Consider the following 24,371-nt stretch of genomic DNA (forward strand, 5'->3'; position numbering starts at 1 on the left):
AGGCCTTCGCGGCCGGGGCCGTCGGTGGCCGTCAGTCCTGGTCGCCGCCACCGAGGTGGTGGACGCGCACCATGTTGGTGGTGCCGGGGACGCCGGGGGGCGAGCCCGCGGTGATGACCACGATGTCGCCCGGGCTGAACCGCTTGAGCTTGATGACCTCCTGGTCCACCAGGTCGACCATCTCGTCGGTGCTGTTCACGAACGGCACGACGTGCGACTCCACGCCCCAGCTGAGGGTCAGCTGGTTGCGGGTGGACTCGTCCGTGGTGAAGGCGATGACCGGCTGGGCGGCGCGGTAGCGCGAGAGCCGGCGGGCCGTGTCACCGGACTTGGTGAAGGCGACCAGGCCCTTGCCGCCCAGGAAGTCCGCGATCTCCGCGGCCGCGCGGGCCACCGAACCGCCCTGCGTGCGCGGCTTCTTGCCCGGGACGAGGGGCTGCAGGCCCTTGGACAGCAGCTCCTCCTCGGCCGCCTGGACGATCTTCGACATCGTCTTGACGGTCTCGACCGGATACGCGCCCACGCTCGACTCGGCGGACAGCATGACCGCGTCGGCGCCGTCCAGGATCGCGTTGGCCACGTCGGAGGCCTCGGCGCGGGTCGGACGGGAGTTGGTGATCATCGACTCCATCATCTGGGTCGCCACGATCACCGGCTTGGCGTTGCGCCGGCACAGCTCGATCAGGCGCTTCTGCACCATCGGGACCTTCTCGAGCGGGTACTCGACGGCCAGGTCACCGCGGGCGACCATCACGCCGTCGAAGGCCATCACGACGTCCGTCATGTTCTCCACCGCCTGCGGCTTCTCCACCTTGGCGATGACCGGGACGCGGCGGCCCTCCTCGTCCATGACCTTGTGGACGTCCTGGATGTCCTTGGCGTCGCGGACGAAGGACAGGGCGACCATGTCGCAGCCCATGCGCAGCGCGAACCGCAGGTCCTCGACGTCCTTCTCGCTCAGCGCGGGCACGTTGACGGCCGCGCCGGGCAGGTTGATGCCCTTGTGGTCGGAGACGACACCGCCCTCGATGACGATCGTCTTCACCCGCGGACCCTCGATGTCCACGACCTTCAGCTCGACGTTGCCGTCGTTGATGAGGACCTGGTCGCCGCGCGAGACGTCGCCCGGCAGGCCCTTGTACGTCGTTCCGCAGATGTGCTTGTCGCCCGGAACGTCCTCGGTGGTGATGACGAACTCGTCACCGCGCTCCAGCTCCACCGGGCCCTCGGCGAAAGTTTCCAGACGGATCTTCGGGCCCTGGAGGTCGGCGAGGACACCGACGGCCTTGCCGGTCTCCTTGGCGGCGGCCCGGACGCGGTCGTACCGCGCCTGGTGCTCGGCGTGGGTGCCGTGACTGAAGTTGAAGCGGGCTACGTTCATGCCCGCCTCGATCATGTCGACGAGCTTCTCGTGGGAGTCGACCGCGGGGCCGAGAGTACAGACGATTTTCGAACGGCGCATGGGTGCGATCCTATCGGTTTGTTTCGCCGCGGAATATTCCGGCCGGTGGAAGAGACAAATGGGCGGACATGCGCTCAGGCGTGTTACCGGGCTGTATTGCTCAGCTGTTCCCTCTATTGCTCAGCTGTTCTTTCGGACCAGCGCGTAGGTCTGTGCGGCGATCTCCAGTTCCTCGTCGGTCGGCACCACCGCGACCGCCACCCGCGCGGACTCGGGCGAGATCAGCCGCGGTTCCCCGCCGCGTACGGCGTTCAGCGCGTCGTCGACCGCCAGGCCCAGCTCCTCAAGGCCCGCGATCGCCGCCGCGCGCACCGGCGCCGCGTTCTCGCCGACGCCGGCCGTGAACGCGACGGCGTCCACGTGACCGAGCAGCGCGTAATAGGCGCCGATGTACTTCTTGAGCCGGTGAATGTAAATATCGAAGGCGAGCGCCGCCTCTTCGTCGCCCTCGTCGATCCGGCGGCGGATCTCCCGCATGTCATTGTCGCCGCACAGACCGAACAGGCCGCTGCTCTTGTTCAGAAGAGTGTCGATCTCGTCCATGGACATTCCGGCGACACGCGCCAAATGGAAGATGACCGCCGGATCCAGGTCACCGGAGCGCGTTCCCATCACGAGCCCCTCCAGCGGCGTCAGCCCCATGGAGGTGTCCACGCACCGGCCCTTCTCCACCGCCGACGCCGAGGCGCCGTTGCCGAGGTGCAGCACGATGACGTTGACCTCGGAGGGGTCCTTGCCCAGCAGCCGCGCGGTCCGACGGGAGACGTAGGCGTGCGAGGTGCCGTGGAAGCCGTAGCGGCGGATGCGGTGGCGGTCGGCGATCTTCGGATCGATGGCGTACCGCGCCGCCGACTCCGGCATCGTCGTGTGGAAGGCGGTGTCGAAGACCGCGACCTGGGGCAGGTCGGGCCGCAGCGTCTGCGCCGTACGAATACCCGTCAGATTGGCCGGGTTGTGCAGCGGCGCGACCGGGATCAACCGCTCGATCTCGGTGAGCACCGAGTCGTCGATGACGGTCGGCTCGGTGAAGAACATGCCGCCGTGCACCACGCGGTGCCCGATGGCGGCCAGTTCCGGCGAGTCCAGGCCGAGGCCGTCCCGGGTCAGCTCCTCGGCGACGGCCTTCAGCGCGCCCTCGTGGTCGGCGATCGGCCCGTTCTGCTCGCGGGTCTCGCCGGTGGCCAGGCAGGTGTGCTTCAGCCGTGAGGTCTGCTCGCCGATGCGCTCGACCAGGCCCACCGCGAGCCGGCCGCTGTCCCTCATGTCCAGCAGCTGGTACTTCACCGACGAGGAGCCGGAGTTGAGGACGAGGACCCGGGTCGGGTCGCTGGGGGTGCTCACTGCTGGGCTGCCTTCTCGCTGGGGTGCTGGGCCTGGATCGCCGTGATGGCGACGGTGTTGACGATGTCCTGGACGAGAGCGCCCCGGGACAGGTCGTTGACCGGCTTGCGCAGACCCTGAAGGACCGGGCCGACGGCGATCGCGCCGGCCGAGCGCTGCACGGCCTTGTAGGTGTTGTTGCCGGTGTTGAGGTCGGGGAAGATCAGCACACTGGCCTGCCCGGCGACCTCGGAGTCCGGCAGCTTGGTCGCGGCCACCGTCGGCTCCACGGCCGCGTCGTACTGGATCGGGCCCTCGATCTTCAGGTCGGGGCGCCGCGCGCGGGCCAGTTCGGTCGCCTCGCGCACCTTGTCGACGTCGGCGCCCGAACCGGACGTACCGGTGGAGTACGACAGCATCGCGATCCGCGGCTCCACCCCGAACTGGGCGGCGGTGGACGCCGACTGGAGGGCGATGTCGGCCAGCTGCTCGGCGTTCGGGTCCGGGTTGACGGCGCAGTCGCCGTACACCAGCACCTTGTCGGCGAGGCACATGAAGAACACCGACGAGACGATCGACGCGTCCGGCCTGGTCTTGATGATCTCGAAGGCGGGCCGGATGGTCGCGGCCGTGGAGTGCACCGCCCCGGACACCATCCCGTCGGCGAGCCCCTCCTGGACCATCAGCGTGCCGAAGTAGTTCACGTCGCTGACGACGTCGTACGCCAGCTCGACGGTCACGCCCTTGTGGGCGCGCAGTTGGGCGTACTTCTCGGCGAAGGCGTCGCGCAGTTCGGAGGTGGCCGGGTCGATCAGCTGGGCCTCGGCGAGGTCGATGCCCAGGTCGGCGGCCTTCTTGCGGATCTGGTCGACCGGACCGAGCAGGGTCAGGTCGCACACGTCCCGGCGCAGCAGCACCTCGGCTGCGTGCAGCACGCGCTCCTCGGTGCCCTCCGGCAGCACGACCCGGCGCCGGTCCGCGCGGGCCCGCTCCAGCAGCTTGTGCTCGAACATCATCGGGGTGAGGCGGTCGCCGCTCGGGGCGCTCACGTGCGAGGTCAGCTCGCCGGTGTCGACGTACCGCTCGAACAGCCCGAGCGCGGTCTCCGCCTTGCGCGGGGTGGCCGCGCTCAGCTTGCCCTCCAGGGAGAACAGCCGCTCCGCGGTCGGGAAGCTGTTGCCGGGCACCGAGAGGACCGGGGTGCCCGGGGCGAGGCGGGCGGCCAGGGTGAGGACGCCGTCGGAGGGGACCTCGTTCAGGGTCAGCAGCACGCCGGCGATCGGCGGGGTCCCGGCGCTGTGCGCGGCCAGCGAGCCGACGACCAGGTCGGCGCGGTCGCCCGGGGTCACGACCAGGCAGCCGGGGGTCAGCGCGCCCAGCAGGTTGGGCAGCATGGCCCCGCCGAAGACGAAGTCGAGCGCGTCCCGGGCGAGCCCCGAGTCGTCGCCGAGCAGCACCTTGGCGTCGAGGGCGTGGCCGATCTGGGAGACGGTCGGCGCGGACAGGGCGGGCTCGTCAGGGAGGACGTAGCAGGGGACCGGCATCCGTCCGGCCAGCCGCTCGGCGATCTCGTCGCGGCCTCGGCGGTCCACCCGGTTGGCGACCATCGCCAGGACGTCGCAGCCGAGACCGTCGTACGCCCGGTAGGCGTTGCGCGTCTCGGCGAGCACCGACTCGGCGCTCTGCCCCAGGCCGCCCACGACCGGGATCACGGACGCGCCGAACTCGTTCGCCAGCCGCGCGTTCAGCGACAGCTCGTCCGGGAGCTGGGTGTCGGCGAAGTCCGTGCCGAGGACGAGGACGACGTCGTAGTCGCGGGCGACCTTGTGGAAGCGGTCGACCAGCACGGACACCAGCTCGTCGGTGCCGCGCTCGGCCTGGAGGGCGGACGCCTCGTGGTAGTCCATGCCGTACACGGTGGCCGGGTCCTGGGAGAGCCGGTAGCGGCCGCGCAGCAGCTCGAACAGCCGGTCCGGGCTGTGGTGCACGAGAGGCCGGAACACGCCCACCCGGTCGACCTGCCGGGTGAGCAGTTCCATGACGCCCAGCTCGACGACCTGGCGGCCGTCGCCGCGGTCGATACCGGTCACGTACACGCTGCGGGTCACGCGTGCTCTCCGTTTCGTCTGCGTCTTCGTCTGCGGCACGGATTCCCTGTCGCGCCACAAAAATCGCCCACCGAGGTGAGCGGAGCCCTCTTGACAATACCCCTGGCCCTCGATATGGCGCCCGCCGACCCATGTCGTCCTTCGCAGCCCCGGGGGACGTGAAACAATCGGACTGGCTCACCGGTATCAACAGCGAGCAGGAGACACAGCACGATGCGCATCGGAGTTCTCACCGCAGGCGGCGACTGCCCCGGCCTGAACGCAGTGATCCGGTCGGTCGTGCACCGCTCGGTGGCCCAGTACGGCGACGAGGCCATCGGTTTCCAGGACGGCTACCGGGGGCTGCTCGACGGCCACTACCGCCCCCTCGACCTGGACGCGGTCAGCGGCATCCTCTCCCTCGGCGGCACCATCCTCGGCTCCTCCCGACTGGAGCGCGACCGGCTGCGCGAGGCCTGCGAGCGGGCGACCGACATGGTCGAGGAGTTCGGCATCGACGCGCTGATCCCGATCGGTGGCGAGGGCACGCTCACGGCGGCCCGGATGCTGTCCGACGCGGGTCTGCCCGTGGTCGGCGTCCCGAAGACCATCGACAACGACATCTCCGCCACGGACCGCACCTTCGGCTTCGACACCGCGGTCGGCGTGGCCACGGAGGCGATGGACCGCCTGAAGACCACGGCCGAGTCCCACCAGCGCGTGATGGTCGTCGAGGTCATGGGCCGGCACGCCGGCTGGATCGCCCTGGAGTCCGGCATGGCCGCCGGCGCCCACGGCATCTGCCTGCCCGAGCGCGCCTTCGACCCCGCCGACCTGATGAAGATGGTCGAGGAGCGCTTCGCCCGCGGCAAGAAGTTCGCCGTCATCTGCGTCGCCGAGGGCGCCCACCCCGCCGAGGGCACCATGGACTACGGCCACGGCGCGATCGACCAGTACGGCCACGAGCGCTTCCAGGGCATCGGCACGGCGCTCGCCTACGAGCTGGAGCGCCGCCTCGGCAAGGAGGCCAAGCCGGTCATCCTCGGCCACATCCAGCGCGGGGGCACCCCGACCGCCTACGACCGCGTCCTCGCCACCCGCTTCGGCTGGCACGCCGTCGAAGCCGCCCACCGCGGCGACTTCGGCAAGATGACCGCGCTGCGTGGCACGGACATCGAGATGGTGCCGCTGGCGGAGGCCGTGACGGAGCTGAAGACGGTGCCGAAGGACCGGATGGACGAGGCGGAGTCGGTGTTCTGACCCGCTTGCCCCGGCGGGACCGTTGCGCTCAGACGCTGATGATGCCGATCGAGGGCTGCCCCGGAAGCTCCAGAGCGGCGGCACACAGCTTCGGTATGTGCGAACTGTCAGACGTCACCAGGCGGACGGGCGGTGCGCTGAGCGCCGCCGTGGCAACGACGACAGCATCCACGAGACATTCGTGGCCGTCGAGGCCGGTCGCGTCCAGCAGCTGCCCCGCTGCCTGGATGACGCCGTCGTCGACGGGCCTGGTGTCCAGCCGGGACAACAGGAACGCGAGACGCCGGCCAGCGTGCCCCGTGCGCCTCACTTCGAGGGGTGTGAGAGCGGACAGCGCCACCTTTCGGCCGTGCTGCTCGGCGGACTTGATCCGGGCGCGCATTCCGTCGTCGCCGTCGACGTACAAGGACAGGCCCTGGGCGTCCAGCACGAGGGTACCTCCGGCCTTGACCCTCGCCTTGAGCCGTTTGCTCACCACTCGGATTCCGCCCGCCTCATGGCCTCGTCGCTGACAGGCCCGAACTCGCGCTCGTCGGCCTCGACCACTTCGCGCAGCTTGGCCATGGCCAGCCACTGCTCCAGTGCCTCGGAGACGACGGATGAGAAGCCCGTCTTTCCGGTCCGCGCCTCGACTTCCTTTATCAGCGACTGGGGCAGCGAGACCGACCGCTTTCCGGCCCGCTCCGGCGTGGGGGAAACAGCGTGTGTACCCATACCCAAAATGTACTACTGCTGGTAGGAAAGAACCTGGGATCGGGTGGACCGGAGGCCGAAGCGGTTCAGCCCTTGACCGCCCCGCCCAGTGCGAATCCGCCCCCGAGCCGCCGCGCCACCAGCACGTACAGCAGGATCACCGGGGTCGAGTACAGCATCGAGAACGCGGCGAGCTGGCCGTAGACGACCGTGCCGCGGTTGCCGAAGAACTCGTTGATTTCGACCGACGCGGGCATCTGGTCGGGGGACAGCAGGAGCATGAAGGGGACGAAGAAGTTGCCCCACATCAGTACGAACGAGAAGACCGTCACCACGGCGACCCCGGGCCCCATGAGCGGCAGCACGATCCGGACGAGTGACTGAAGGGACGACGCGCCGTCCGTCCACGCCGCCTCCTCCAGCTCCTTGGGTACGCCGTCCATGAAGTTCTTCATGATCCATATGGCGAAGGGGAGTTGGGAGGCGGTGAAGAACAGGATCGTGCCCTGCATGGTGGCGATGAGGTTGACGCGGACGAACAGGGCGTAGACCGGGACCATGATCGCCGTGACCGGCAGGCAGGTCGCGAAGAGGATCGTGAGCAGGAACGGGCGGTTGAGGCGGGAGCGGAAGCGGGACAGGGGGTAGGCGGCCAGGGCCGCGCACACCACGGTCAGCAGGGTCGCGCTGCCGCACAGGATCAGGCTGTTGAGCAGCGGCGTGAGCGTGATGTCGGGGGTGAGGATCGCGTCGAAGTTGCCGAGGGTGAGGGCGTCGGGCATCCGTACCCGGAGGTCGGCGTGCGGGTTCAGGGAGGACAGGACGACCCAGGCGAGCGGGAGGACGAAGCCGGCCGCCACGACCAACAGGCCCGCGTCGGCGGCCAGTCGACGGGTCGTACGGCGGGAGAGAGTCGGTGCCATGGCTGGGGTCAGACCTCCGTCCGCAGCAGGCGCAGATACACCAGGGAGAAGAGCGAGCCGACGACCAGGAGGAGCAGGGCGACCGCCGTGCCGTAGCCGATCGCGCTCTTCTGGAAGGCCTGCTCGTACATGAACAGGGGAAGCGTCTGGCTGCGGTTGCCCGGGCCGCCCCGCGTCATCACCCAGATCAGCCCGAAGACGGACAGTGTCTGGAGGGTGTTGAGCATCAGGTTGGTGCCGATGGAGCGGCGGATCATCGGCAGCGTGATGTGCCACATGCGCCGCCAGCCGCCCGCCCCGTCCACCTCGGCGGCCTCCGTGATCTCCTTCGGGATCTCGCCCAGCGCGGCGGTGTAGACGAGCATCGAGAAGGCCGTGCCGCGCCAGACGTTGGCGAAGGACACGGCGAGGATCGGAAGGGTGAACAGCCAGTTCTGGGTGGGGAGATGGAGCCAGTCCAGGATGGCGTTCAGGGTGCCCTCGCGGCGGAAGAAGGCGTAGAGCAGGAAGCCGGCCACCACCTCTGGCAGCACCCACGCCGTGACCACGACCCCGCCGGTGAGCGTGCGCACCGGCTTCGACGCGCGCTGCATGAGGGCCGCGAGGGCGAGCCCGAGGGTGTTCTGGCCGATGAGGGACGACAGGACCGTGAACACCAGGGTCAGCCATACGGCGTTGCGGAACGCCTCGTCCCCGAACGCCGTACGGAAGTTGTCGAGGCCGACGAACGAGGAGTGCGCCTGGCCGGTGAGCTGGAGGTCGGTGAAGGCGATGAGGACGCAGTAGGCGAGCGGGCCGGCGAGGAAGAGGAGCAGGACGACGACGGCGGGGTGAGGGGGAGGGCACGTACCAGGCGGCGACGGATCACTTCTGGGTCACTTGGTCGTCCGCGGCCCGCTTGAGCGCCTCGTCGTAGTCGCGCGCCGCCTTCTCGACCGAGGAGTCGCCTGTCGTCACGCCCTCCATCGCCTCCTGGATGGCGGTGGAGACCTTCGGGTACGCCGGGTAGGCGGGCCGGTAGTGGGTGCTGGCGACGAGGTCGGTGAAGAACTTGATGCCGGGCTGGGCCTTGACGTACGCCGGATCGGCGGCGACGTCCTTGCGGACCGCGATACCGGAGTTGGCGATGTACCACTTCTGGGCGTTGGCCTTGGTCTGCATCGTCCTGATGAAGTCGAAGGCGAGGTCGGGGTTGCCCGCCTTGGCCGGGATCGCCCAGGTCCAGCCGCCGGACATGCTCACCTTGCCCGGGGCCTGGCCGTGCTGGGTGGGCATCGCGGCGAGGCCGAGCTTCTTGGACCACTCGGGCCAGGCGTGGCCGGCGCCGGGCAGCCAGTCCTGGGGCAGCCAGGAGCCGTCGAGGTTGATGCCGAGCTTGCCCTGCGGGAGGAACTCGTCGCGGGCCCGGATGGCGATGTTGGGGTCGAGCGCGTCGGAGACGTCGGGCCCGAGCTTCTCCTTGTACACGGTCTGGACGAAGGAGAGGGCGTCCTTGAAGGGCTGCCCCGCGGTGATCCACTTCTTGCTCGCGCTGTCGTAGAGGGGCTCGGCGTTCGCGTCGCCCGTGCCGTAGAGGAGCATCTCGAAGCCCTGCATGGCGGCGGCCTCACCGGCGGGCTTGCCCGTGTAGACGTTGAGCGGGATGACACCGGGCACCTTCCGCTTGATGGTGCGCGCGGCGTCGAGGACCTCGTCCCACGTCCTCGGCTGCCAGTCGGCGGGCAGCCCCGCCTTCTTGAACACGCCCTTGTCGAACCACAGGCCCCGGGTGTCGGTGCCCTCCGGGATGCCGTACGTCTTCCCGTCCTCGGCCTTGGCCGCGGTCTTCGCCGTGTCGATGAACTGGTCCCAGTCCTTCCACTTGGCGAGGTACGGGTCGAGTGGCCTCAAGTACCCGCTGGTGATGTCCGAGTTGATGAGGAAGGTGTCCTCGTAGACCACGTCGGGCGCGGTCTTGGGGGAGCGGAGCATCTGCTGGAGCTTGGTGTAGTACTCCGAGTCCGGCGCCTTGATGGGCACCAACTCGACCTTCTTTCCCGGGTACTTCTTCTCGAACTGCTTCTTCATGTCGGCGAGGTACGTGTCCATCACCTTGATGGAGTTGTCCGTCGACTGCTTGAAACTGACCCTGACGGTGTCCGGGCTACTGCCCGAGCTGCCGCTACAGGCGGTGAGGGCGGACGCGGCGAGGGCGGTGGAGAGGAGGGCGGTGAGGGCGATGCGGGCGGGCCGGGAGGTGCGGGTGGCACGGGCAGTGCGAGCGGTGCGGGCGGCGGCGGGACGCACGGGCATGACCTCCTGCGGACTCACTGGGCTGTGGCCGGGATGGTTGCGGTGCGAACGTAAGAGGAGTGGTCTGGTCGGGTCAATGTGTGTGCGCGGGATTGGGTGCCGCGAACTTCATGAAGTCCGCGGCCCGAGTGGGGACTTCACTGTGCGATCACCGTCACGGCTCCAGGGCTCTGGTGATCAGTACGCGGGCCAGAATGCGCATGGCCACCGGGTCCGGCTCGACGAGGTCGGCGTGCTCGGTGTGCGCCCATACGTCCCGACCGGGCCCCGTGTTGGTCGGCTCGAACCGCAGGTGCACCGCGGCGTCGGGGGCGCTGATCGGCTGGCCGCAGTAGCGGCACACGGGCAGTCCGAGGGTCACGATCAACCTCCGGCCTGACCATGGCGGTTGCCGACCTTTTCGTAGTGGTCGCACAAGGCGTCCAGGGCTCGGGCCAGGCGTCTGGCGTGGCCGGCGACTCCTCCGTATCTGCGGCTGGGTTCGGAGTTGAGCCTGCGGCGTGCGTCGCCGACGCAAGCGAGCGCGCAGTAGCGGGGAATGCTCTCCTTGCCGAGCCTACGGACCGTTGCCTCGACCTCCGGGATGAGCAGCTCCAGGTGGCGGCGTACCGTCCGGGTCAGTGACTCGATCTCCGCGTCGGACGGCGGCAGTACCTCCGGGACGGCGTCCGGATCCAGCAGGATTCTCACGGTCTCGCGCATCGCCGCGAGGTCCAGCGGGTCTCCTTCGCTTTGATCTGCCGCAGCCGTCGGTCGGGTTGTAGGTTTCATGGTGTCGGCGCTCCCTCGAAGCGTTGACCAAGCCCCGGGGCCCTGCCAGGCCGCCGGGGTCCTGCGGCTTCGACGGTAGAAGCGCCTGCGCGGTACTGCCGACCGTAATCCGGTCGCTACGCTCAGGCAGCGAGGAGGCCCACCTTCGCCGCCAGTTCCGAGGCACGCCGGCGACGTGGCTCCCGCGTCGATTCGACCTGCTCCAAGAGGATCGCTCGCGCGTAGCCGTTGTATCGGATCGTCTCCGGCGCCGCCTCGTAGGCCTTCTCCAATGATGCGAGTGCCACGTCCGGTTGGTTGTCGAGCTGGTAGCCCCGTGCTTCTTCGATCCGGTGCCTGGCGCGGCGGGGGCGGGACTGGATGGTCGTCCGGTTCGCGCGGGCCGCTTGCCGTACCGACTCACCGCCTTGGTGCAGCTCCACAGCCACTGTCACGGCATGAGCGCCCATGACGGCTCGGCTGAAGCTGGTGACGGGGTGGTAGTACTCGGCGGGCAACCGTGTCGCCATGGCGTTGGCCTTGTCCCAGTGCCGCCATGCCGTACCACTTTCCTGACGGCGGGCTGCGGTATAGCCGAGCTCGAACTCAAGGGCGCCCGCGATGGCGAGGACGTCGCGCGAGGCATCGGGCAACAGTGGCTCAAGGAAACGTACAGCCTCGCTGTTGACGGCGTCGGCGGCGCCGTAATGCCTCGGCCCGGAGTCGCGGTGGGCCTGGGCGAGCAGCCACGAGGCGACGCCGATGGCATGCGGGTCTTCGCTCTCCTGAGCGGCGGTCATGCAGCGTTCGGCGACGCGCCACAGCAAGGACGAGTCGGGCTGGTAGGCGATGAAGAACTGCGACAGCGCGTAGGCCTGGGCGAGTTGGGATTGCGCGAAGCGCCTCTCAACTGCGGTGTCGGCATTTCGGACGAGGGCCTGGGTGTCGCGGATCAGGTCGGGCAGCAGCCTGCCGATCGCCTCACGATGGTTCTTTGAGGCATGGCGTGCCTTCCAAGCGGCGTGCAGTCGGGCCTCGAGATGTGACACCGGCGGTGGCTCGACGCCGGTGCCGAGCGGGAAGCTGTCGATGGCGGACCTGACGGCGGCGAGGCGTGGATGACCGGGGCCGATGAACAGGTCCACGTTCGCGTCCGAGCGTCCCGTCAGCTCCGCCAGGTCCCGGACCCGCAGCGCCTCGGCGATGCGCAGCACCGTGTCGAGGCGGGGTGGCTTCTGCTGGCCGTTCTCGATCTTCCGCACGGTGTGCTCCGAGAGGCCGATGAGACCGCCGAGTTGGGCCTGGGTCATCCCACGGCGTTCACGGAGGATCTGCACCCTCTGACCGAACCGCAGGGGATCGGCGTACGGACCCGGAGTAGCTTCTGAGGACATAACGGCGTTGCCCCTTCTGCCGGTTTCGTCATTGCCAGGGTAGAGGGAAGGTCGGTTTTCCGTGGCGATCAGGCTCGGCTTTGACATCGGGACGGCCCGTGCACCCTTGGGCGCGATGCCCGTGTGGGCGATACGAGGTGTACTGCAAGGGTTCCCCCGCCCGGCCGTGTCCGGTGCATGGTCAGTCGTCGAAGGAGGGGCACTGACCGACGTGGCGTTCGTGGCCGTTGAGGGCAGTGGGTTCGCAAAGCGCAGTGTGGCGCAGGTGTTCAGCGAGCACGGCCGTGGCCGGTGACGAGACACGGTCCCTGACGCCCCAGGCCAGCAAATGGTGGCGGCGGGCCCAGGAATCCCCCAGTTCGCACACGTCGAGTGGCTGGCGGGAGTCGACGGCGCGGCGCGGTACGACGGCGAGCCCGATGCCGGCGGCGGCGAGGGCCACGAGGACGTGGAGGTTGGCAACGGTGGTGCGATAGCGCACTGCGGGGGCGTGAGGCCCGAGGCGCTTCTCGATCCAACGTCGCAGTGAAGAACCGGCGTTGAGTCCAACGAGAGGGTGCTCGGCGACCTCGTGGTAGGCCAGCGCGGTCCGTCCGGACAGGATCCCTCCGGCCTGGCCGATGACGACGAGGGAGTCGTCGCCAAGAGGTTCCATGCGCAGGCCGCAGTCGCGGGCCTCGTCGTCTAGGACGACTCCCAGGTCCGCCTCGCCGTCAGTGAGCATTCGCACGGTCTGAGGGGTGCGGCTTTCGAAGACCCTGACATCGACATCCGGGTGGGCGCGGAGGAACGAGATCAGGGCCTGCGGCACGAGCCGATGCATAGCGGAGCCGCCGCCCAGCAGGGTGAGCGGAGCGGTCGGGGAGCGGGTATAACTCGCGACGGCGCTTTCGAGCCGTACGGTCTGGGCGATGACGTCGCGCGCATGGCGGGCCAAGGTCATCCCCGCCGGTGTGGGCCGCACGCCCCGTCGGCCTCGGATCAGGAGGGCCACACCGGCGTGGCGTTCCAGTGATCGGATCCTGGCACTGGCTGAAGGCAGGCTCAGACGCATCCGGTGAGCGCCCGCCGTGATCGATCCTTCAGCCACGATGTGGAGGAAGAGCCGCAGGTCGTCCAAGTCGTAGCGCACCGCCTCAGCCTAAGTTCCAGCCTTAGGCTGAGTAAGGCGATTACGCATTGTGGGCTCACCGTTCACAGGGCGATGCTCGGCGTGTGTCCGAGATATTGCTTGTCCTGCTGGCGGGAGTCGCCGCCGGAGCCCTGAACGCCATCGGTGGTGGAGGCACGTTCGTGGCGCTGCCCGCTCTGGCCGCGTTCGGCCTGTCACCGGTGACGGCGAACGCGTTGTCGCGGATTGCCCTCGTGCCCGGAGCGGTAGCGAGTACGTGGGTCTACCGACGGGAACTCACCCCGGTCGGGGCGATATCCACGAAGGCGCTGACGGCGACAAGTGTCCTGGGCGGCGGAGTCGGCGCTGCTCTGCTGCTGGTGCTCCCAGCAGCATCGTTTGATGCCGCGGCACCGTGGCTGCTCGCCTTCGCCACGGCGATTCTCGCCTTCGGACACCGCCTCTCCAGGGCGATGAGCACCGCACTGGGGCGCTCGTTCGGCATGAGGTCCCAAGCCGTTCTGATCGGCCAGTTCCTCCTCGCCGTGTACGGCGGATACTTCGGCGGTGCCGTAGGCATCATGATGTTGGCCCTGTGGGGCATCGGCCTCGACCTCGATGCTGCAGCCGGCAACCCGATGCGGATCGCGCAGATGGCGGCCATCTATCTCAGCGCCACCGCGCTGTTCCTTGTCGCCTCGGACGCACTGGACGTACCGCTCCTCCTTGCCGCCATGCTGGTAGGCGCCGTGGCCGGTGGCTTCGCGGGTGCCCACGTCGCCCGACATCTCTCTGCCCAACTGCTGAGGGGCGTCATCCTGGTCACCGCCGTGACCACAACCGTCCTGTACTTCCTGCGCGGATGACCACAGGGGGAAGGCGTGGCGATGATCCTGCGTCAGGCGCCGCAACCCGTCTCACTGCCCCGCCCCCCACCGATACTGCAACTCCGGTCGCCCCACCGTCCCGTACTGGGGGCTGCGGGCTGCTCGACCGGTGTGGACCAGGTGTTCCAGGTAGCGGCGGGCCGTGATGCGGGAGATGCCGACCGCTTCGGCGATGCCGGTGGCGGTGAGGCCGGCCGGGTGGTCGCGGAGAGCCGCGGTGACGCGTTCCAGGGTGGGGGCGCTGAGGCCCTTGGGGAGGGCGGCGGGGCCGGGGGCGCGCAGGGCGGCCAGGGCGCGGTCGACGTCGGCCTGGCCGCTCGCCTCGCCGGCCGCCGTGCGGAACTCGGCGTAGCGCATCAGCCGGTCGCGCAGGGTCGCGAAGGTGAAGGGCTTCAGGACGTACTGGACGACCCCGAGGGACACCCCCTCGCGGACCACCGTCAGGTCGCGGGCCGAGGTCACCGCGATGACGTCCGCGAGATGGCCGGCCGCGCGGAGCGAGCGGGCGAACTGCAGGCCGTGGACGTCCGGGAGGTGGAGGTCGAGGAGGAGCAGGTCGACCGGCGTGCGGTCCAGCAGGCGGCGGGCCTCCGCGCCCGTGTGCGCCGTGCCGACCGCCACGAAGCCCGGGACCCGGCCGACGTACATGACATGGGCGTCCGCCGCCACGGGGTCGTCCTCGACGACGAGGACGCGGATGGGTGGTGCGTCCGTCATACGGCACCCCGCGCCAGTGCGCGTCCCGCCGTCTCCCACGGCAGCCGTACCTCGAACACCGCGCCGCCCTCCTCGGCCTTCGCCACCGTCAGCGAGCCCTCGAGCCGGGTGACCGCCTGGCGTACCAGGGCGAGTCCGAGGCCGCGGCCGCCGGGTCCGGCCGGCTTGGTCGAGAACCCCCGCTGGAATACCAGACCGGCGTGCGCGGGATCCAGGCCCGTGCCCGTGTCCGCCACGCGCAGCAGCAGCTCGGCCCCCGCGGGGTCGTCGGAGTTGCGCGTGTACGCCGTCACCGTCACCCGGGCGCCCGCGCTTCCCTGCGCCGCGTCCACGGCGTTGTCGATCAGGTTTCCCAGGACCGTCACCAGGTCGCGCGCCGACAGGGTCTCGGGGAGCAGGCCGTCGTCGAGGCGGGTGTCGGGCGACACCACGAGCGCGACGCCCCGTTCGTGGGCCTGGGCCGTCTTGCCCAGCAGCAGGGCGGCCAGCACCGGTTCGCCGACCGCCGCCACCACCTGGTCGGTCAGCGCCTGCGCCAGCTCCAGTTCGGCGGTCGCGAAGTCCACCGCCTCGTCCACGCGGCCGAGTTCGATGAGGGACACGACCGTGTGGAGCCGGTTCGCCGCCTCGTGCGCCTGGGAGCGCAGCGCCTCGGTGAAGCCGCGCTCGGAGTCCAGTTCGCCCATCAGGGACTGGAGTTGAGTGACGTCCCGGAGCGTGACGACGGTTCCTCGGCGCTCGCCGCCCGACACCGGGGAGGTGTTGACCATCAGTACCCGGTCCGCCGTCAGATGCACCTCGTCCACCCGCGGCTCGGCGGACAGCAGCGCCCCCGTCAGCGGGGCGGGCAGCGCCAGTTCCGCCACCGACCGGCCCACCACGTCCTCCTCGGGGCCCACGCCGAGCAGCTCCCGGCCGCCGTCGTTGACGAGCGCCACCCGGTACTGCCCGTCCAGCATCAGCAGCCCCTCGCGCACCGCGTGCAGCGTGGCCTGGTGGTAGTCGTGGACGCGGCTGAGCTCGGTGGCGTTCATGCCGTGGGTGTGGCGGCGCAGCCGGGCGTTGATGACGTACGTACCGACCGCGCCCAGCAGCAGGGCGCCCCCGGCGACGCCGAGCAGGGCCGTGAGCTGGTCCTGGACCCGGCGGCTGATCGCCTCGACGCGGATGCCCGCGCTCACCAGTCCGACGACGCGGCCGTGCTCCTCGACCGGGGCCACCGCGCGGACCGACGCGCCGAGCGTGCCGGTGAAGGTCTCGGTGAAGGCGTGGCCGCTTCGGGCCGGCTCGATGTGGCCCAGGAAGCGCCTGCCTATCTCGTCCGGGTCGGGGTGGGTCCAGCGGATCCCCTCCGGGGTCATGATCGTGACGAAGTCGACGCCGGTGTCGCGGGTGACCTGGAGGGCGTACGGCTGGAGGCGCGCCGTGGGGTCGGGGCCGCGCAGCGCGGTCCGTACGGAGGGGGCGTCCGCGACGGCGCGGGCGACCGCCATGGCCTGGCGCCCGGCCGCCTCCTCGGCGTGGCCGCGGTTGCCGGCGTAGGCGAACAGCGCGTACCCCGCGACGACGACCGCTATCAGCACGGCCTGCATGGCGAACAACTGCCCGGCCAGGCTGCGCGGCCGGGGGACGACGGGAAAGCGCATCCCGACAGTGTGCCTCCCGGCGGGCGAGCGGGGACTCATCGCCCCCTGGGCGGGTACGAGCTCCGGCCCGCCTGCGACCGGATGGCTCGGCCTGCCCGCCCCGGCACGCGGCCCCGGCGCTCTTAGAACTCCTAACGAAATGATCTTCGAGATGGTTGGATCACTCCGGGATCAGCGATCTGGGGGTGCGGGGTGGCTCGGCCGAAGCCGTGGGAAGTTGACGACGAGTTGTGGGCGGTGGTGGAGCCGCTGTTGCCGAAGGTAGAGCGTCGGGCCCATCATCCTGGGCGCAAGCGGCATCCGGACCGGTTGGTGTTCCAGGGCATCCTGTTCGTCCTGCACACCGGGATCGCCTGGGAACATCTGCCACAGGAGCTCGGCTTCGGCTCGGGCATGACCTGCTGGCGGCGGCTGGCCGAGTGGACTGAGGCCGGGGTGTGGCCCCGGCTGCATGAGGTCCTCCTTGCCAAGCTCCGCAGCGCCAACGTCCTGGACTTCTCCCGGGCGGCCGTCGACGGCTCCCACATCCGAGCGCTAAAGGGGGCTCGAAGACGGGACGAAGCCCTGTTGACCGGGGCAGGACGGGCAGCAAGCATCACCTGATCACCGACGCTACCGGCATCCCGCTCGCTGCCACCTTGACCGGCGGTAACCGCAACGACGTCACCCAGCTGATCCCGCTCCTCCAAACCGTGCCGCCGGTGCGGGGCAAGCGCGGTCGACCCCGACGCCGCCCGGACGTGCTGCTGGCCGACCGCGGTTACGACCATGACAAGTACCGTCGCCTGGTCTGGGATCTCGGCGTGAAGCCGCTGATCGCCCGCCGGGGCACCGAACATGGCTCCGGGCTCGGCACCCAACGCTGGGTCGTGGAGCGCGCGTTTGCCCACCTGCACTGGTTCCGCCGCCTGCGGATCCGCTGGGAGATCCGCGACGACATCCACGAGGCATTCCTCACCCTCGGATGCGCTCTCATCTGTTGGCGACGCCTGAACTCGCCCCGCCTGGTTCCGGCCGAGGCGGCTGGTGCAGGATCTCGAGGTCGGGATCCGGCTCCAGGAGGCACACCATCACCATCATCACGCACGAGGACCCGATCGGCCGAGGTCCCAGCAACTACATGATCCACGCTGATCTGTCGGATCGGGAGGACGGCTGGCGCGAGCAGCTTTGGACCCAGCAGCTCGCGCCTGACCGGTTCGAGGTGGCGTGTCTGCCCTTCTTCACCTACGGCATCTGCTACCGCGACGTGGTGGCCATAGACAGCAACCACCTCGTAACCGCCGTGCTGGAGAAATCCGGCCACCGGACCCTCCGGGTCGCTCTCGTCATCGACCACCCAGATCGGGACCAGCTGCACGAACTCCTGCACGACAGCACCATTGAGGCCGGCTTGCCCCACGAATGGCTCCAGGGGACCTACCTCGCGGTGGACCTCCCGCCGGGCACGGATCCGACAGCAGCACTCGTGAAGATCCTGGAGGCATCCGCTCAGACTGGCGCTCTCCACTGGGAGATCGACTCCTGAGCATTCCGATAGGAGTTCTTAGACCGGATGCCCGTGTCCGGATGCGGGGCCTGTTCGGTGCGGCGCAGGATCCTGATCATGCGGACATCCACGGTCACCCTGTCCTCGCTCCGGTCGATGCGGTGTGGCGGTGCGCGGCATTTCGTATCCGTGGCCGTCGCCTGCGGCGTTCTGCTGGCGACGATGACGGCTTGCGGGGTCACGGGCGTGCGTACCAGCCCCGCCGGTGCGCCGGGCACCAACAACCCCGCGTCCGCCACGCAGGACGCGCCCCTTCCGGGCGTGGGGGAGCGGATGTGGCAGCGGGTGCCGTCCGGCACCCGGCAGGTGGTGGTCGTCTACGGGGAGGGCCGGAACTCGGCCGACAGCCTCGTCGCGCTCTACGAGCAGCACGGAACGGCCTGGGAACGGACCGGCAGCTGGCCTGCCCACAACGGCCGGATGGGCTGGACCACGGACCATCGCCTGGACGACGAACGCAGTCCCGTCGGCGTGTTCACCCTCACCGACGCAGGGGGCGCCCTGAGAAGCCCCGGCAGCCGGTTGCCGTACTGGTACGACGACAACGCCTTCACCGCCACCCTGGGCCAGGCGGACCGGGAGTACGAGGCGTACGGAGAGGACGAGGAGGACGGGAAGGGCCAGGACGCGGCCTTCGCCCACGCCTTCGACTACGTCATCGCCATCGACTACAACCGCCTCAAGGGCGCCCCGCCCTACGACTGGTCCCGGCCCGACGGCGTGGAGAAGGGCGGCGGCATCTGGCTGCACCTGGACCACGGAGCGGGCACGTCCGGCTGCGTCTCCCTCCCGGAGCCCGGGATGAAGACCCTGCTGCGCACCCTCGATCCCGTCGATCACCCTGTGGTGGTGATGGGGGACCGGGAACGGCTCGGGAGTTGACGCAGGCCGGAGGGGCGGCACACAACTCCCATGCCAACTCCCGTACCACGCGGATCCGTTCGGCACCCCGGCCCCACCGGGGGTGCCGGCGCGTCCGAACCGGGAGGCCGCACGGCACGTGAACTCAATGAACGGAAGGGTGACCGCCCGCACACAGCAGGAGATAGTCACGGCATTCCCCCACCCCGGACGTGAGCCGCACGCCGGTGATGCCGACGACGACGTCAAGGAGGGCAGCCGTGGCCGCCACAACCCCCGATACGGCACCTGCCGCACCCGCTGGGAAGCGGGACCGCACTCATTACCTGTACATCGCCGTCATCGCGGCAGTGGCGCTCGGCATCGCCGTGGGGCTCATCTGGCCCGAGGCCGGGGTCGAGCTCAAGCCGCTGGGCACGGGCTTCGTGAACCTGATCAAGATGATGATCTCGCCGATCATCTTCTGCACGATCGTGCTCGGCATCGGCTCGGTCCGCAAGGCCGCCAAGGTCGGCGCCGTCGGCGGCATCGCGCTCGGCTACTTCCTCGTGATGTCGTTCGTCGCGCTCGCCATCGGCCTCGTCGTCGGCAACGTCCTGCACCCCGGCGACGGACTGCACCTGACCGCCGCGCTCAAGCAGACCGGCCACGCCCAGGTCGCGCCCGACGCGCTGCCGCCGGTCGACTTCGTGCTGTCGATCATCCCGGTGACCTTCGTCTCCGCCTTCACCGAGGGCCAGGTCCTCCAGACCCTGCTCATCGCGCTGCTGGCCGGTTTCGCGCTCCAGGCCATGGGCCCGGCGGGCCGGCCGATCCTGCGCGGCGTCGAGCACATCCAGCGGCTCGTCTTCCGCATCCTCGCCATGGTGATGTGGGCCGCGCCGATCGGCGCCTTCGGGGCCATCGCGGCCGTGGTCGGATCCGCCGGCCTGGACGCGCTGAAGAGCCTCGCCGTGCTGATGCTCGGCTTCTACGTGACGTGCTTCCTGTTCGTCTTCGTCGTGCTCGGCGCGCTGCTGCGGATCGTCACCGGGCTGAACATCTTCTCCCTGCTGAAGTACCTGGCCCGGGAGTTCCTGCTCATCCTGTCCACCTCCTCCTCCGAGTCCGCGCTGCCGCGGCTCATCGCGAAGATGGAGCACCTGGGCGTGAGCAAGCCGGTGGTCGGTATCACCGTCCCGACCGGCTACTCCTTCAACCTCGACGGCACCATGATCTACATGACCATGGCGTCCCTCTACATCGCCGACGCCCTGGGCACCCCGATGTCCATCGGCGAGCAGATCCCGCTCCTGCTGTTCCTGCTGCTCGCCTCGAAGGGCGCGGCGGGCGTCAGCGGCGCCGGTCTGGCGACGCTGGCCGGCGGCCTGCAGTCGCACAAGCCCGCGCTGGTCGACGGCGTCGGCCTGATCGTCGGCATCGACCGCTTCATGAGCGAGGCCCGCGCCCTGACGAACTTCGCGGGTAACTCCGTCGCCACCGTCCTGATCGGTACCTGGACCAAGGAGATCGACAAGGACCGCGTCCAGCGCGTCCTCGCCGGTGAACTGCCGTTCGACGAGACGACGCTGCTGGACGAGGACGGGGACGAGAGCGGGGCCGACGCGGACTCCGGGCTGCCCGAGCAGCGCGGCGACGGCGAGAGGGAGCCGGCCACGGCCTGACGACGTACGAACCCCGGGTCCGTACGCCGACCCGGGGTTCGCCCCCCGAGCGCTCAGGCGCTCAGCTTCGCCACCAGTTCGGTGGCCTGTGAGGCGGGCATGCCCGCCGCGATCAGGACGGTGATCGCGGCGGAGCGGCCCGCCTCCTCTGCTGCCAGCTGCCCGTCGTTCACCGCCTCCATCAGCGCGAACAGCATCTGCTCATGGACGTACGCCAGCACCGGCGCCGGCAGCGTGGAGTGGAACAGGCCCGCGTCGAGGCCCTGTTGGAGCAGCGCGGCGCTGGACTCCCGCACGGGCGTGAGGCGTTCGCGGATGCCCTGCGGGGTGACCGTGCGCTGGGCGAGCGCGATCAGCAGCCGGTAGCGGTCGGCGATCTCCCAGACGGTGAGCACCGAGCGGGCCACCGCCGTCGCCGGATCATCCTCGACTCCTTCGTGGCCCGCCGCCTTCGCGGCCATCACCGAGTCCACCGCCTCGTCGAGGAGCGTGCTGATCAGCGCCTCGCGGCTGGGGAAGTGCCCGTACACCGTGCGGCGTACGACCCCCGCGGCGCGGGCGATCTGGTCCATGGAGGCGTCGGGGTCGCGCAGCAGCTCCGCGAGCGCGACGTCGAGGATGCGGCGGCGGTTCGCGTCGGCGCGCGTGGTGTTACCCGTGGTCATGGCGGCCATTCTGCCTTCCCTCGACTTGCACATCAATGTGCAACGGCGTACATTGCACAGCGTTGTGCAATTGCACTCCACTGTGCAAATCTGGTCGTGGTGCACCCGTCAGGGCTCGTGGTGCGCCTGCGAGGAAGGCGACTTCTGCCCATGCGACTCGTCATGAACGAACCCGTCGAACGGATGGAGCGCCCCTACGCGCGGCGCTGGTGGGCGCTCCTCGTGCTCTGTCTGAGCCTGCTGATCATCGTGATGGCCAACACGGCCCTCACGGTCGCGGCGCCCGACATGATCCGGGACCTGGACCTCTCCAGCGCCGACCTCCAGTGGGTGATCGACGGCTACACCGTCCCGTACGCCGCGCTGATGCTGCTGCTCGGCGTGATCGGCGACCGCCGCAGCCGCCGGGGCGCGCTCGTCCTCGGGCTCGCCGTCTTCGGAGGCGGGGCCGTCTTCGGCTACCTCGCGGACAGCGCCACGACCGTCATCGCGGCCCGTGCCGTCATGGGCGTCGGCGCGGCGCTCATCATGCCCGCCACGCTCTCCCTGCTCGCCGCGACCTTCCCGCGCGCCGAACGCACCCGGGCCATCACCCTGTGGACCGCCACGGCCGGCCTCGCCATCGCGGCCGGACCGGTGGTCGCGGGCGCCCTGCTGCGCGACCACGGATGGTCGTCGACCTTCCTGATCAACGTGCCCATCGCCGCCGTCGCGATCGTGGGTGCCCTGGTCCTGGTTCCGCCGTCCAAGGCGGCCGCCGGCCCGGACGGCACCCGCGCGAGGATCGACTACGTCGGCGGTCTGCTGTCCGTGCTGTGGACCGGCTCGCTGATCTACATGATCATCGAGGGCCCGCACTTCGGCTGGGGCACCAAGGCCGTCACCGCCGCCGTCGTCGCGGGCGCCGGGCTGATCGCCTTCGTCCTGTGGGAGCTGCGCCACCCGCACCCCGTCCTCGACGTCCGCCGCTTCGCCGACCGCCGGTTCGCGGGCTCCAACCTCGCCGTCGCCCTCTTCTTCCTCGCCGTCTTCGGCGCCTTCTACTACCTCACCCAGCACCTCCAGTTCGTGCTGCGCTACGACGCCCTGGAGACCGGTGTCCGCATGCTGCCGCTGGCCGGCGCCGTCTTCGTCGGCTCGGCGGTCACCGGCTTCCTGACCCCGCGCATCGGTATGAAGTGGACGGTCGGCGCGGGCATGGTCGGCGGCACGACCGCCCTCGCCCTGCTGACCCGGGTGGACGCCGCGTCGACGTACGGCGACTTCGTGCCCCCGCTCATCGTCCTCGGCCTGGCCATCGGCCTCGCGCTCTCGCCCTGCACGGACGCGATCATGGGCGCGTTCCCGGAGTCCCAGCTGGGCGTCGGCGGCGCCGTGAACGACACCTCGCTGGAACTCGGCGGCTCCCTCGGCATCGCGATCCTCGGCTCGCTCCTGTCGACGTCGTACGACCACCACCTCGCGGACGCCACCCGGGGCAGCAAGCTGCCCTCCGACGCCCTGTCCACCGCCCAGGACTCGGTCGGCGCCGGCTACGCCGTCGCCCAGGGCATCGCCGACAAGGCACACCGGCTCGCGGCGCAGGCCGCCCACACGACCGACCCCCACCAGGCCGCCCAGTTGAAGGCACAGGCCCAGGCACTCGCGGCCGGCGCCCGCCAGATGACGGACGCCGTCGGCTCCTCGTTCGCCGACGCGGTGGCCCACACCAGCCTCATCGGCGCGGCCATCCTGGGCCTCGGCACGCTCGTGGTGATCCTGCTGCTCCCACGCCGCAACCGGACCGCGGCGAAGCCGCCGACTCCGGCGGCGGGAACGCCGGTCGCCGGGGAGGCGTCGGCTGAGGCCGGGGAGGCGTCGGCTGAGGCCGGGGAGAAGTCGGCTGAGGTCGAGGGGATGTCGGCCGGAGAAGCGAAGTCGGCCGCGGAGGAGAAGCCGGTCGAGGTGGAGCAGTCGACCGAGGCAGAGCAGCCGACTGAGGCTGAGCAGGAGGAAAAGGGGGAACAGGAGGAACTCGCGGACAGTAAGGCGAGCTGAGGCTGCGGGTCGCCCCGCGGGGGAGCGGGGGGCCAAGGGGGCCCGGCACCCGAGGGGTGACCGGCCCCCGGCCAGGGGTGCAGGGGGCGCAGTCCCCGTCGCGGTCTGGGGCGGAGCCCCAGGGGGGCACCTTTCAGCCGACCGAGTCGGGTGGTTGGGTGGGCAAAGATCCGCGACCCAAGCGGAGCGCGACCCCTTGCCCTGACGTCGGCGTCAACCCCTACCGTCACAGACATGCGAATCGGCGAACTGGCCGCGCGGGCCAGGACCACCACGCGCACCCTCAGGTACTACGAGGCGCGGGGGCTGCTGCCCGCGCGGCGCGACGGCAACGGGCACCGGGCGTACGACGAGCGGGACCTGGAGTTGCTCGCGCAGATCCGGACGCTGCAGGACTTCGGGTTCGAGCTGGAGGAGACCCGGCCCTTCGTCGAATGCCTGCGGGCCGGACACCCGGAGGGCGACTCCTGTCCCGCCTCGCTCGCGGTCTACCGGCGCAAGCTGGACGAGCTCGACGCGCTCATCGGGGAGCTGCGGGCGGTGCGCGAGAAAGTCGCCGGGCAGCTCCGGCGGGCCGAGAGCGCGCGCGACGAGCTGGCCGCCGAGGCGCTGGTTCCGGGGGGTCCGGAACCCGTATGCGAACTGGGAGGGCAGGCAGGATGACCGTGGTGAGCGGGCTGGCCGAGGTGACGGACGCGGACTTCGAGGCGGAGGTGATCGGCTCCGAACTGCCGGTGCTGGTGCAGTTCACGGCAGACTGGTGCGGGCCGTGCCGGCAACTGGCGCCGGTGCTGAAGGACCTCGCCTTCGAGGAGGGCGACCGGCTGAAGGTCGTACAGCTGGACGTCGACCGCAATCCGGGGACCACCGTGGCGTACGGCGTGCTGTCGACGCCCACGCTGATGGTGTTCCGCGACGGGGAGCCGGTGCGGTCGATGGTCGGGGCGCGCCCCAAGCGGCGCCTGTTGGAGGAGCTGTCCGACCTCCTCTGAGGCCCTGCCCCGAGACCTGATCCGAAGGCCGCCGAAACCAAAGAAATCCCCCGGGCAATTG

The 24,371-nt window shown here is 70.0% G+C and carries 22 protein-coding genes and 2 pseudogenes; 9 read left to right on the top strand and 15 right to left on the bottom strand.

The annotated features are described in order from the left end of the window. Window positions 1-31: 31 nt before the first annotated feature. The 3 genes from pyk to pta all read right to left on the bottom strand — a co-directional run bounded on the left by pyk (window position 32) and on the right by pta (window position 4,890). Window positions 32-1,462: a pyruvate kinase gene (gene pyk, locus QFZ74_RS21880; protein ID WP_307622504.1), complete on the bottom strand. Its 1,431-nt coding sequence runs from the start codon at window positions 1,460-1,462 to the stop codon at window positions 32-34. 120 nt (window positions 1,463-1,582) lie between these two features. After that, complete coding sequence (locus tag QFZ74_RS21885) at window positions 1,583-2,803, bottom strand: acetate kinase (protein WP_307622505.1); 1,221 nt, start codon at window positions 2,801-2,803, stop codon at window positions 1,583-1,585. Beyond that, complete coding sequence (gene pta / locus QFZ74_RS21890) at window positions 2,800-4,890, bottom strand: phosphate acetyltransferase (protein ID WP_307622506.1); 2,091 nt, start codon at window positions 4,888-4,890, stop codon at window positions 2,800-2,802. Before pta ends, QFZ74_RS21885 begins: the two co-directional genes overlap by 4 nt. A 213-nt stretch (window positions 4,891-5,103) precedes the next feature. On the opposite strand from pta, the gene QFZ74_RS21895 reads away from it, so the two are divergent. Further along, window positions 5,104-6,129: an ATP-dependent 6-phosphofructokinase gene (locus QFZ74_RS21895; protein WP_307622507.1), complete on the top strand. Its 1,026-nt coding sequence runs from the start codon at window positions 5,104-5,106 to the stop codon at window positions 6,127-6,129. A gap of 28 nt (window positions 6,130-6,157) precedes the next feature. On the opposite strand, the gene QFZ74_RS21900 is transcribed toward QFZ74_RS21895, so the two are convergent. The 9 genes and pseudogenes from QFZ74_RS21900 to QFZ74_RS21940 all read right to left on the bottom strand — a co-directional run bounded on the left by QFZ74_RS21900 (window position 6,158) and on the right by QFZ74_RS21940 (window position 13,313). After that, the gene (locus tag QFZ74_RS21900) at window positions 6,158-6,604 is read right to left on the bottom strand and encodes a hypothetical protein (RefSeq protein WP_307622508.1); all 447 of its coding nucleotides are present in this window, start codon (window positions 6,602-6,604) and stop codon (window positions 6,158-6,160) included. Further along, window positions 6,601-6,843 (bottom strand): hypothetical protein, encoded by a 243-nt coding sequence (locus QFZ74_RS21905; RefSeq protein ID WP_307622509.1) that lies wholly within the window; start codon window positions 6,841-6,843, stop codon window positions 6,601-6,603. Before QFZ74_RS21905 ends, QFZ74_RS21900 begins: the two co-directional genes overlap by 4 nt. 65 nt (window positions 6,844-6,908) lie before the next feature. After that, window positions 6,909-7,745 (bottom strand): carbohydrate ABC transporter permease, encoded by an 837-nt coding sequence (locus QFZ74_RS21910; protein ID WP_307622510.1) that lies wholly within the window; start codon window positions 7,743-7,745, stop codon window positions 6,909-6,911. A gap of 8 nt (window positions 7,746-7,753) precedes the next feature. Further along, window positions 7,754-8,613: pseudogene (locus QFZ74_RS21915) on the bottom strand (carbohydrate ABC transporter permease). After that, window positions 8,610-10,037 (bottom strand): extracellular solute-binding protein, encoded by a 1,428-nt coding sequence (locus QFZ74_RS21920; protein WP_307622511.1) that lies wholly within the window; start codon window positions 10,035-10,037, stop codon window positions 8,610-8,612. The pseudogene QFZ74_RS21915 and the gene QFZ74_RS21920 overlap by 4 nt, the downstream one beginning before the upstream one ends. 154 nt (window positions 10,038-10,191) lie before the next feature. Continuing rightward, the gene (locus tag QFZ74_RS21925; protein ID WP_307622512.1) at window positions 10,192-10,398 is read right to left on the bottom strand and encodes a hypothetical protein; all 207 of its coding nucleotides are present in this window, start codon (window positions 10,396-10,398) and stop codon (window positions 10,192-10,194) included. A gap of 2 nt (window positions 10,399-10,400) precedes the next feature. Further along, on the bottom strand, window positions 10,401-10,739 hold the full coding sequence (locus QFZ74_RS21930) for a DUF6415 family natural product biosynthesis protein (RefSeq protein ID WP_307622513.1): 339 nt from the start codon (window positions 10,737-10,739) through the stop codon (window positions 10,401-10,403). A 191-nt stretch (window positions 10,740-10,930) separates the two neighbouring features. Then, the gene (locus tag QFZ74_RS21935; protein ID WP_307624239.1) at window positions 10,931-12,181 is read right to left on the bottom strand and encodes a helix-turn-helix domain-containing protein; all 1,251 of its coding nucleotides are present in this window, start codon (window positions 12,179-12,181) and stop codon (window positions 10,931-10,933) included. Window positions 12,182-12,362: 181 nt separating this feature from the next. Then, window positions 12,363-13,313, bottom strand: coding sequence for a LysR family transcriptional regulator (locus QFZ74_RS21940; RefSeq protein WP_307622514.1), 951 nt, complete (start codon window positions 13,311-13,313; stop codon window positions 12,363-12,365). An 83-nt stretch (window positions 13,314-13,396) separates the two neighbouring features. On the opposite strand from QFZ74_RS21940, the gene QFZ74_RS21945 reads away from it, so the two are divergent. Beyond that, entirely contained in the window at window positions 13,397-14,158 is a 762-nt protein-coding gene (locus tag QFZ74_RS21945; RefSeq protein ID WP_307622515.1) for a sulfite exporter TauE/SafE family protein, read from the top strand. A gap of 51 nt (window positions 14,159-14,209) precedes the next feature. Here the strand turns inward: QFZ74_RS21945 and QFZ74_RS21950 are convergent, their stop codons facing one another. Together QFZ74_RS21950 and QFZ74_RS21955 are read right to left on the bottom strand one after the other, a co-directional pair. Further along, window positions 14,210-14,896 carry a response regulator gene (locus QFZ74_RS21950; protein ID WP_307622516.1) on the bottom strand — a complete coding sequence of 229 codons (687 nt, stop codon included), beginning with the start codon at window positions 14,894-14,896 and terminating at the stop codon, window positions 14,210-14,212. After that, complete coding sequence (locus QFZ74_RS21955; RefSeq protein ID WP_307622517.1) at window positions 14,893-16,542, bottom strand: sensor histidine kinase; 1,650 nt, start codon at window positions 16,540-16,542, stop codon at window positions 14,893-14,895. The genes QFZ74_RS21950 and QFZ74_RS21955 overlap by 4 nt, the downstream gene beginning before the upstream one ends. Window positions 16,543-16,734: 192 nt before the next feature. Here QFZ74_RS21955 and QFZ74_RS21960 point away from each other — a divergent pair. The 4 genes and pseudogenes from QFZ74_RS21960 to QFZ74_RS21975 form a co-directional block, all read left to right on the top strand. Beyond that, window positions 16,735-17,531 (top strand): annotated as a pseudogene (locus QFZ74_RS21960) (IS5 family transposase); the annotation flags it as partial. Window positions 17,532-17,662: 131 nt separating this feature from the next. Then, window positions 17,663-18,070: a DUF4265 domain-containing protein gene (locus tag QFZ74_RS21965; protein WP_307622518.1), complete on the top strand. Its 408-nt coding sequence runs from the start codon at window positions 17,663-17,665 to the stop codon at window positions 18,068-18,070. A gap of 78 nt (window positions 18,071-18,148) precedes the next feature. Then, the gene (locus tag QFZ74_RS21970) at window positions 18,149-18,973 is read left to right on the top strand and encodes a L,D-transpeptidase family protein (protein WP_307622519.1); all 825 of its coding nucleotides are present in this window, start codon (window positions 18,149-18,151) and stop codon (window positions 18,971-18,973) included. A gap of 209 nt (window positions 18,974-19,182) precedes the next feature. Further along, the gene (locus QFZ74_RS21975) at window positions 19,183-20,616 is read left to right on the top strand and encodes a cation:dicarboxylate symporter family transporter (protein ID WP_307624240.1); all 1,434 of its coding nucleotides are present in this window, start codon (window positions 19,183-19,185) and stop codon (window positions 20,614-20,616) included. A 53-nt stretch (window positions 20,617-20,669) separates the two neighbouring features. Here QFZ74_RS21975 and QFZ74_RS21980 read toward each other — a convergent pair whose 3' ends face one another. Continuing rightward, window positions 20,670-21,290, bottom strand: a complete 621-nt coding sequence (locus QFZ74_RS21980; RefSeq protein WP_307622520.1) for a TetR/AcrR family transcriptional regulator — start codon at window positions 21,288-21,290, stop codon at window positions 20,670-20,672. A 141-nt stretch (window positions 21,291-21,431) separates the two neighbouring features. Between QFZ74_RS21980 and QFZ74_RS21985 the strand changes: the two genes are divergently transcribed. The 3 genes from QFZ74_RS21985 to trxA all read left to right on the top strand — a co-directional run bounded on the left by QFZ74_RS21985 (window position 21,432) and on the right by trxA (window position 24,310). Further along, window positions 21,432-23,318: an MFS transporter gene (locus tag QFZ74_RS21985; protein ID WP_307622521.1), complete on the top strand. Its 1,887-nt coding sequence runs from the start codon at window positions 21,432-21,434 to the stop codon at window positions 23,316-23,318. Between the two features lie 234 nt (window positions 23,319-23,552). Then, complete coding sequence (locus QFZ74_RS21990; RefSeq protein WP_307622522.1) at window positions 23,553-23,981, top strand: MerR family transcriptional regulator; 429 nt, start codon at window positions 23,553-23,555, stop codon at window positions 23,979-23,981. Next, complete coding sequence (gene trxA / locus QFZ74_RS21995) at window positions 23,978-24,310, top strand: thioredoxin (RefSeq protein WP_307622523.1); 333 nt, start codon at window positions 23,978-23,980, stop codon at window positions 24,308-24,310. Before QFZ74_RS21990 ends, trxA begins: the two co-directional genes overlap by 4 nt. Window positions 24,311-24,371 lie beyond the last annotated feature (61 nt).

Source organism: Streptomyces sp. V3I7 (genome assembly GCF_030817495.1).
GTDB lineage: Bacteria > Actinomycetota > Actinomycetes > Streptomycetales > Streptomycetaceae > Streptomyces.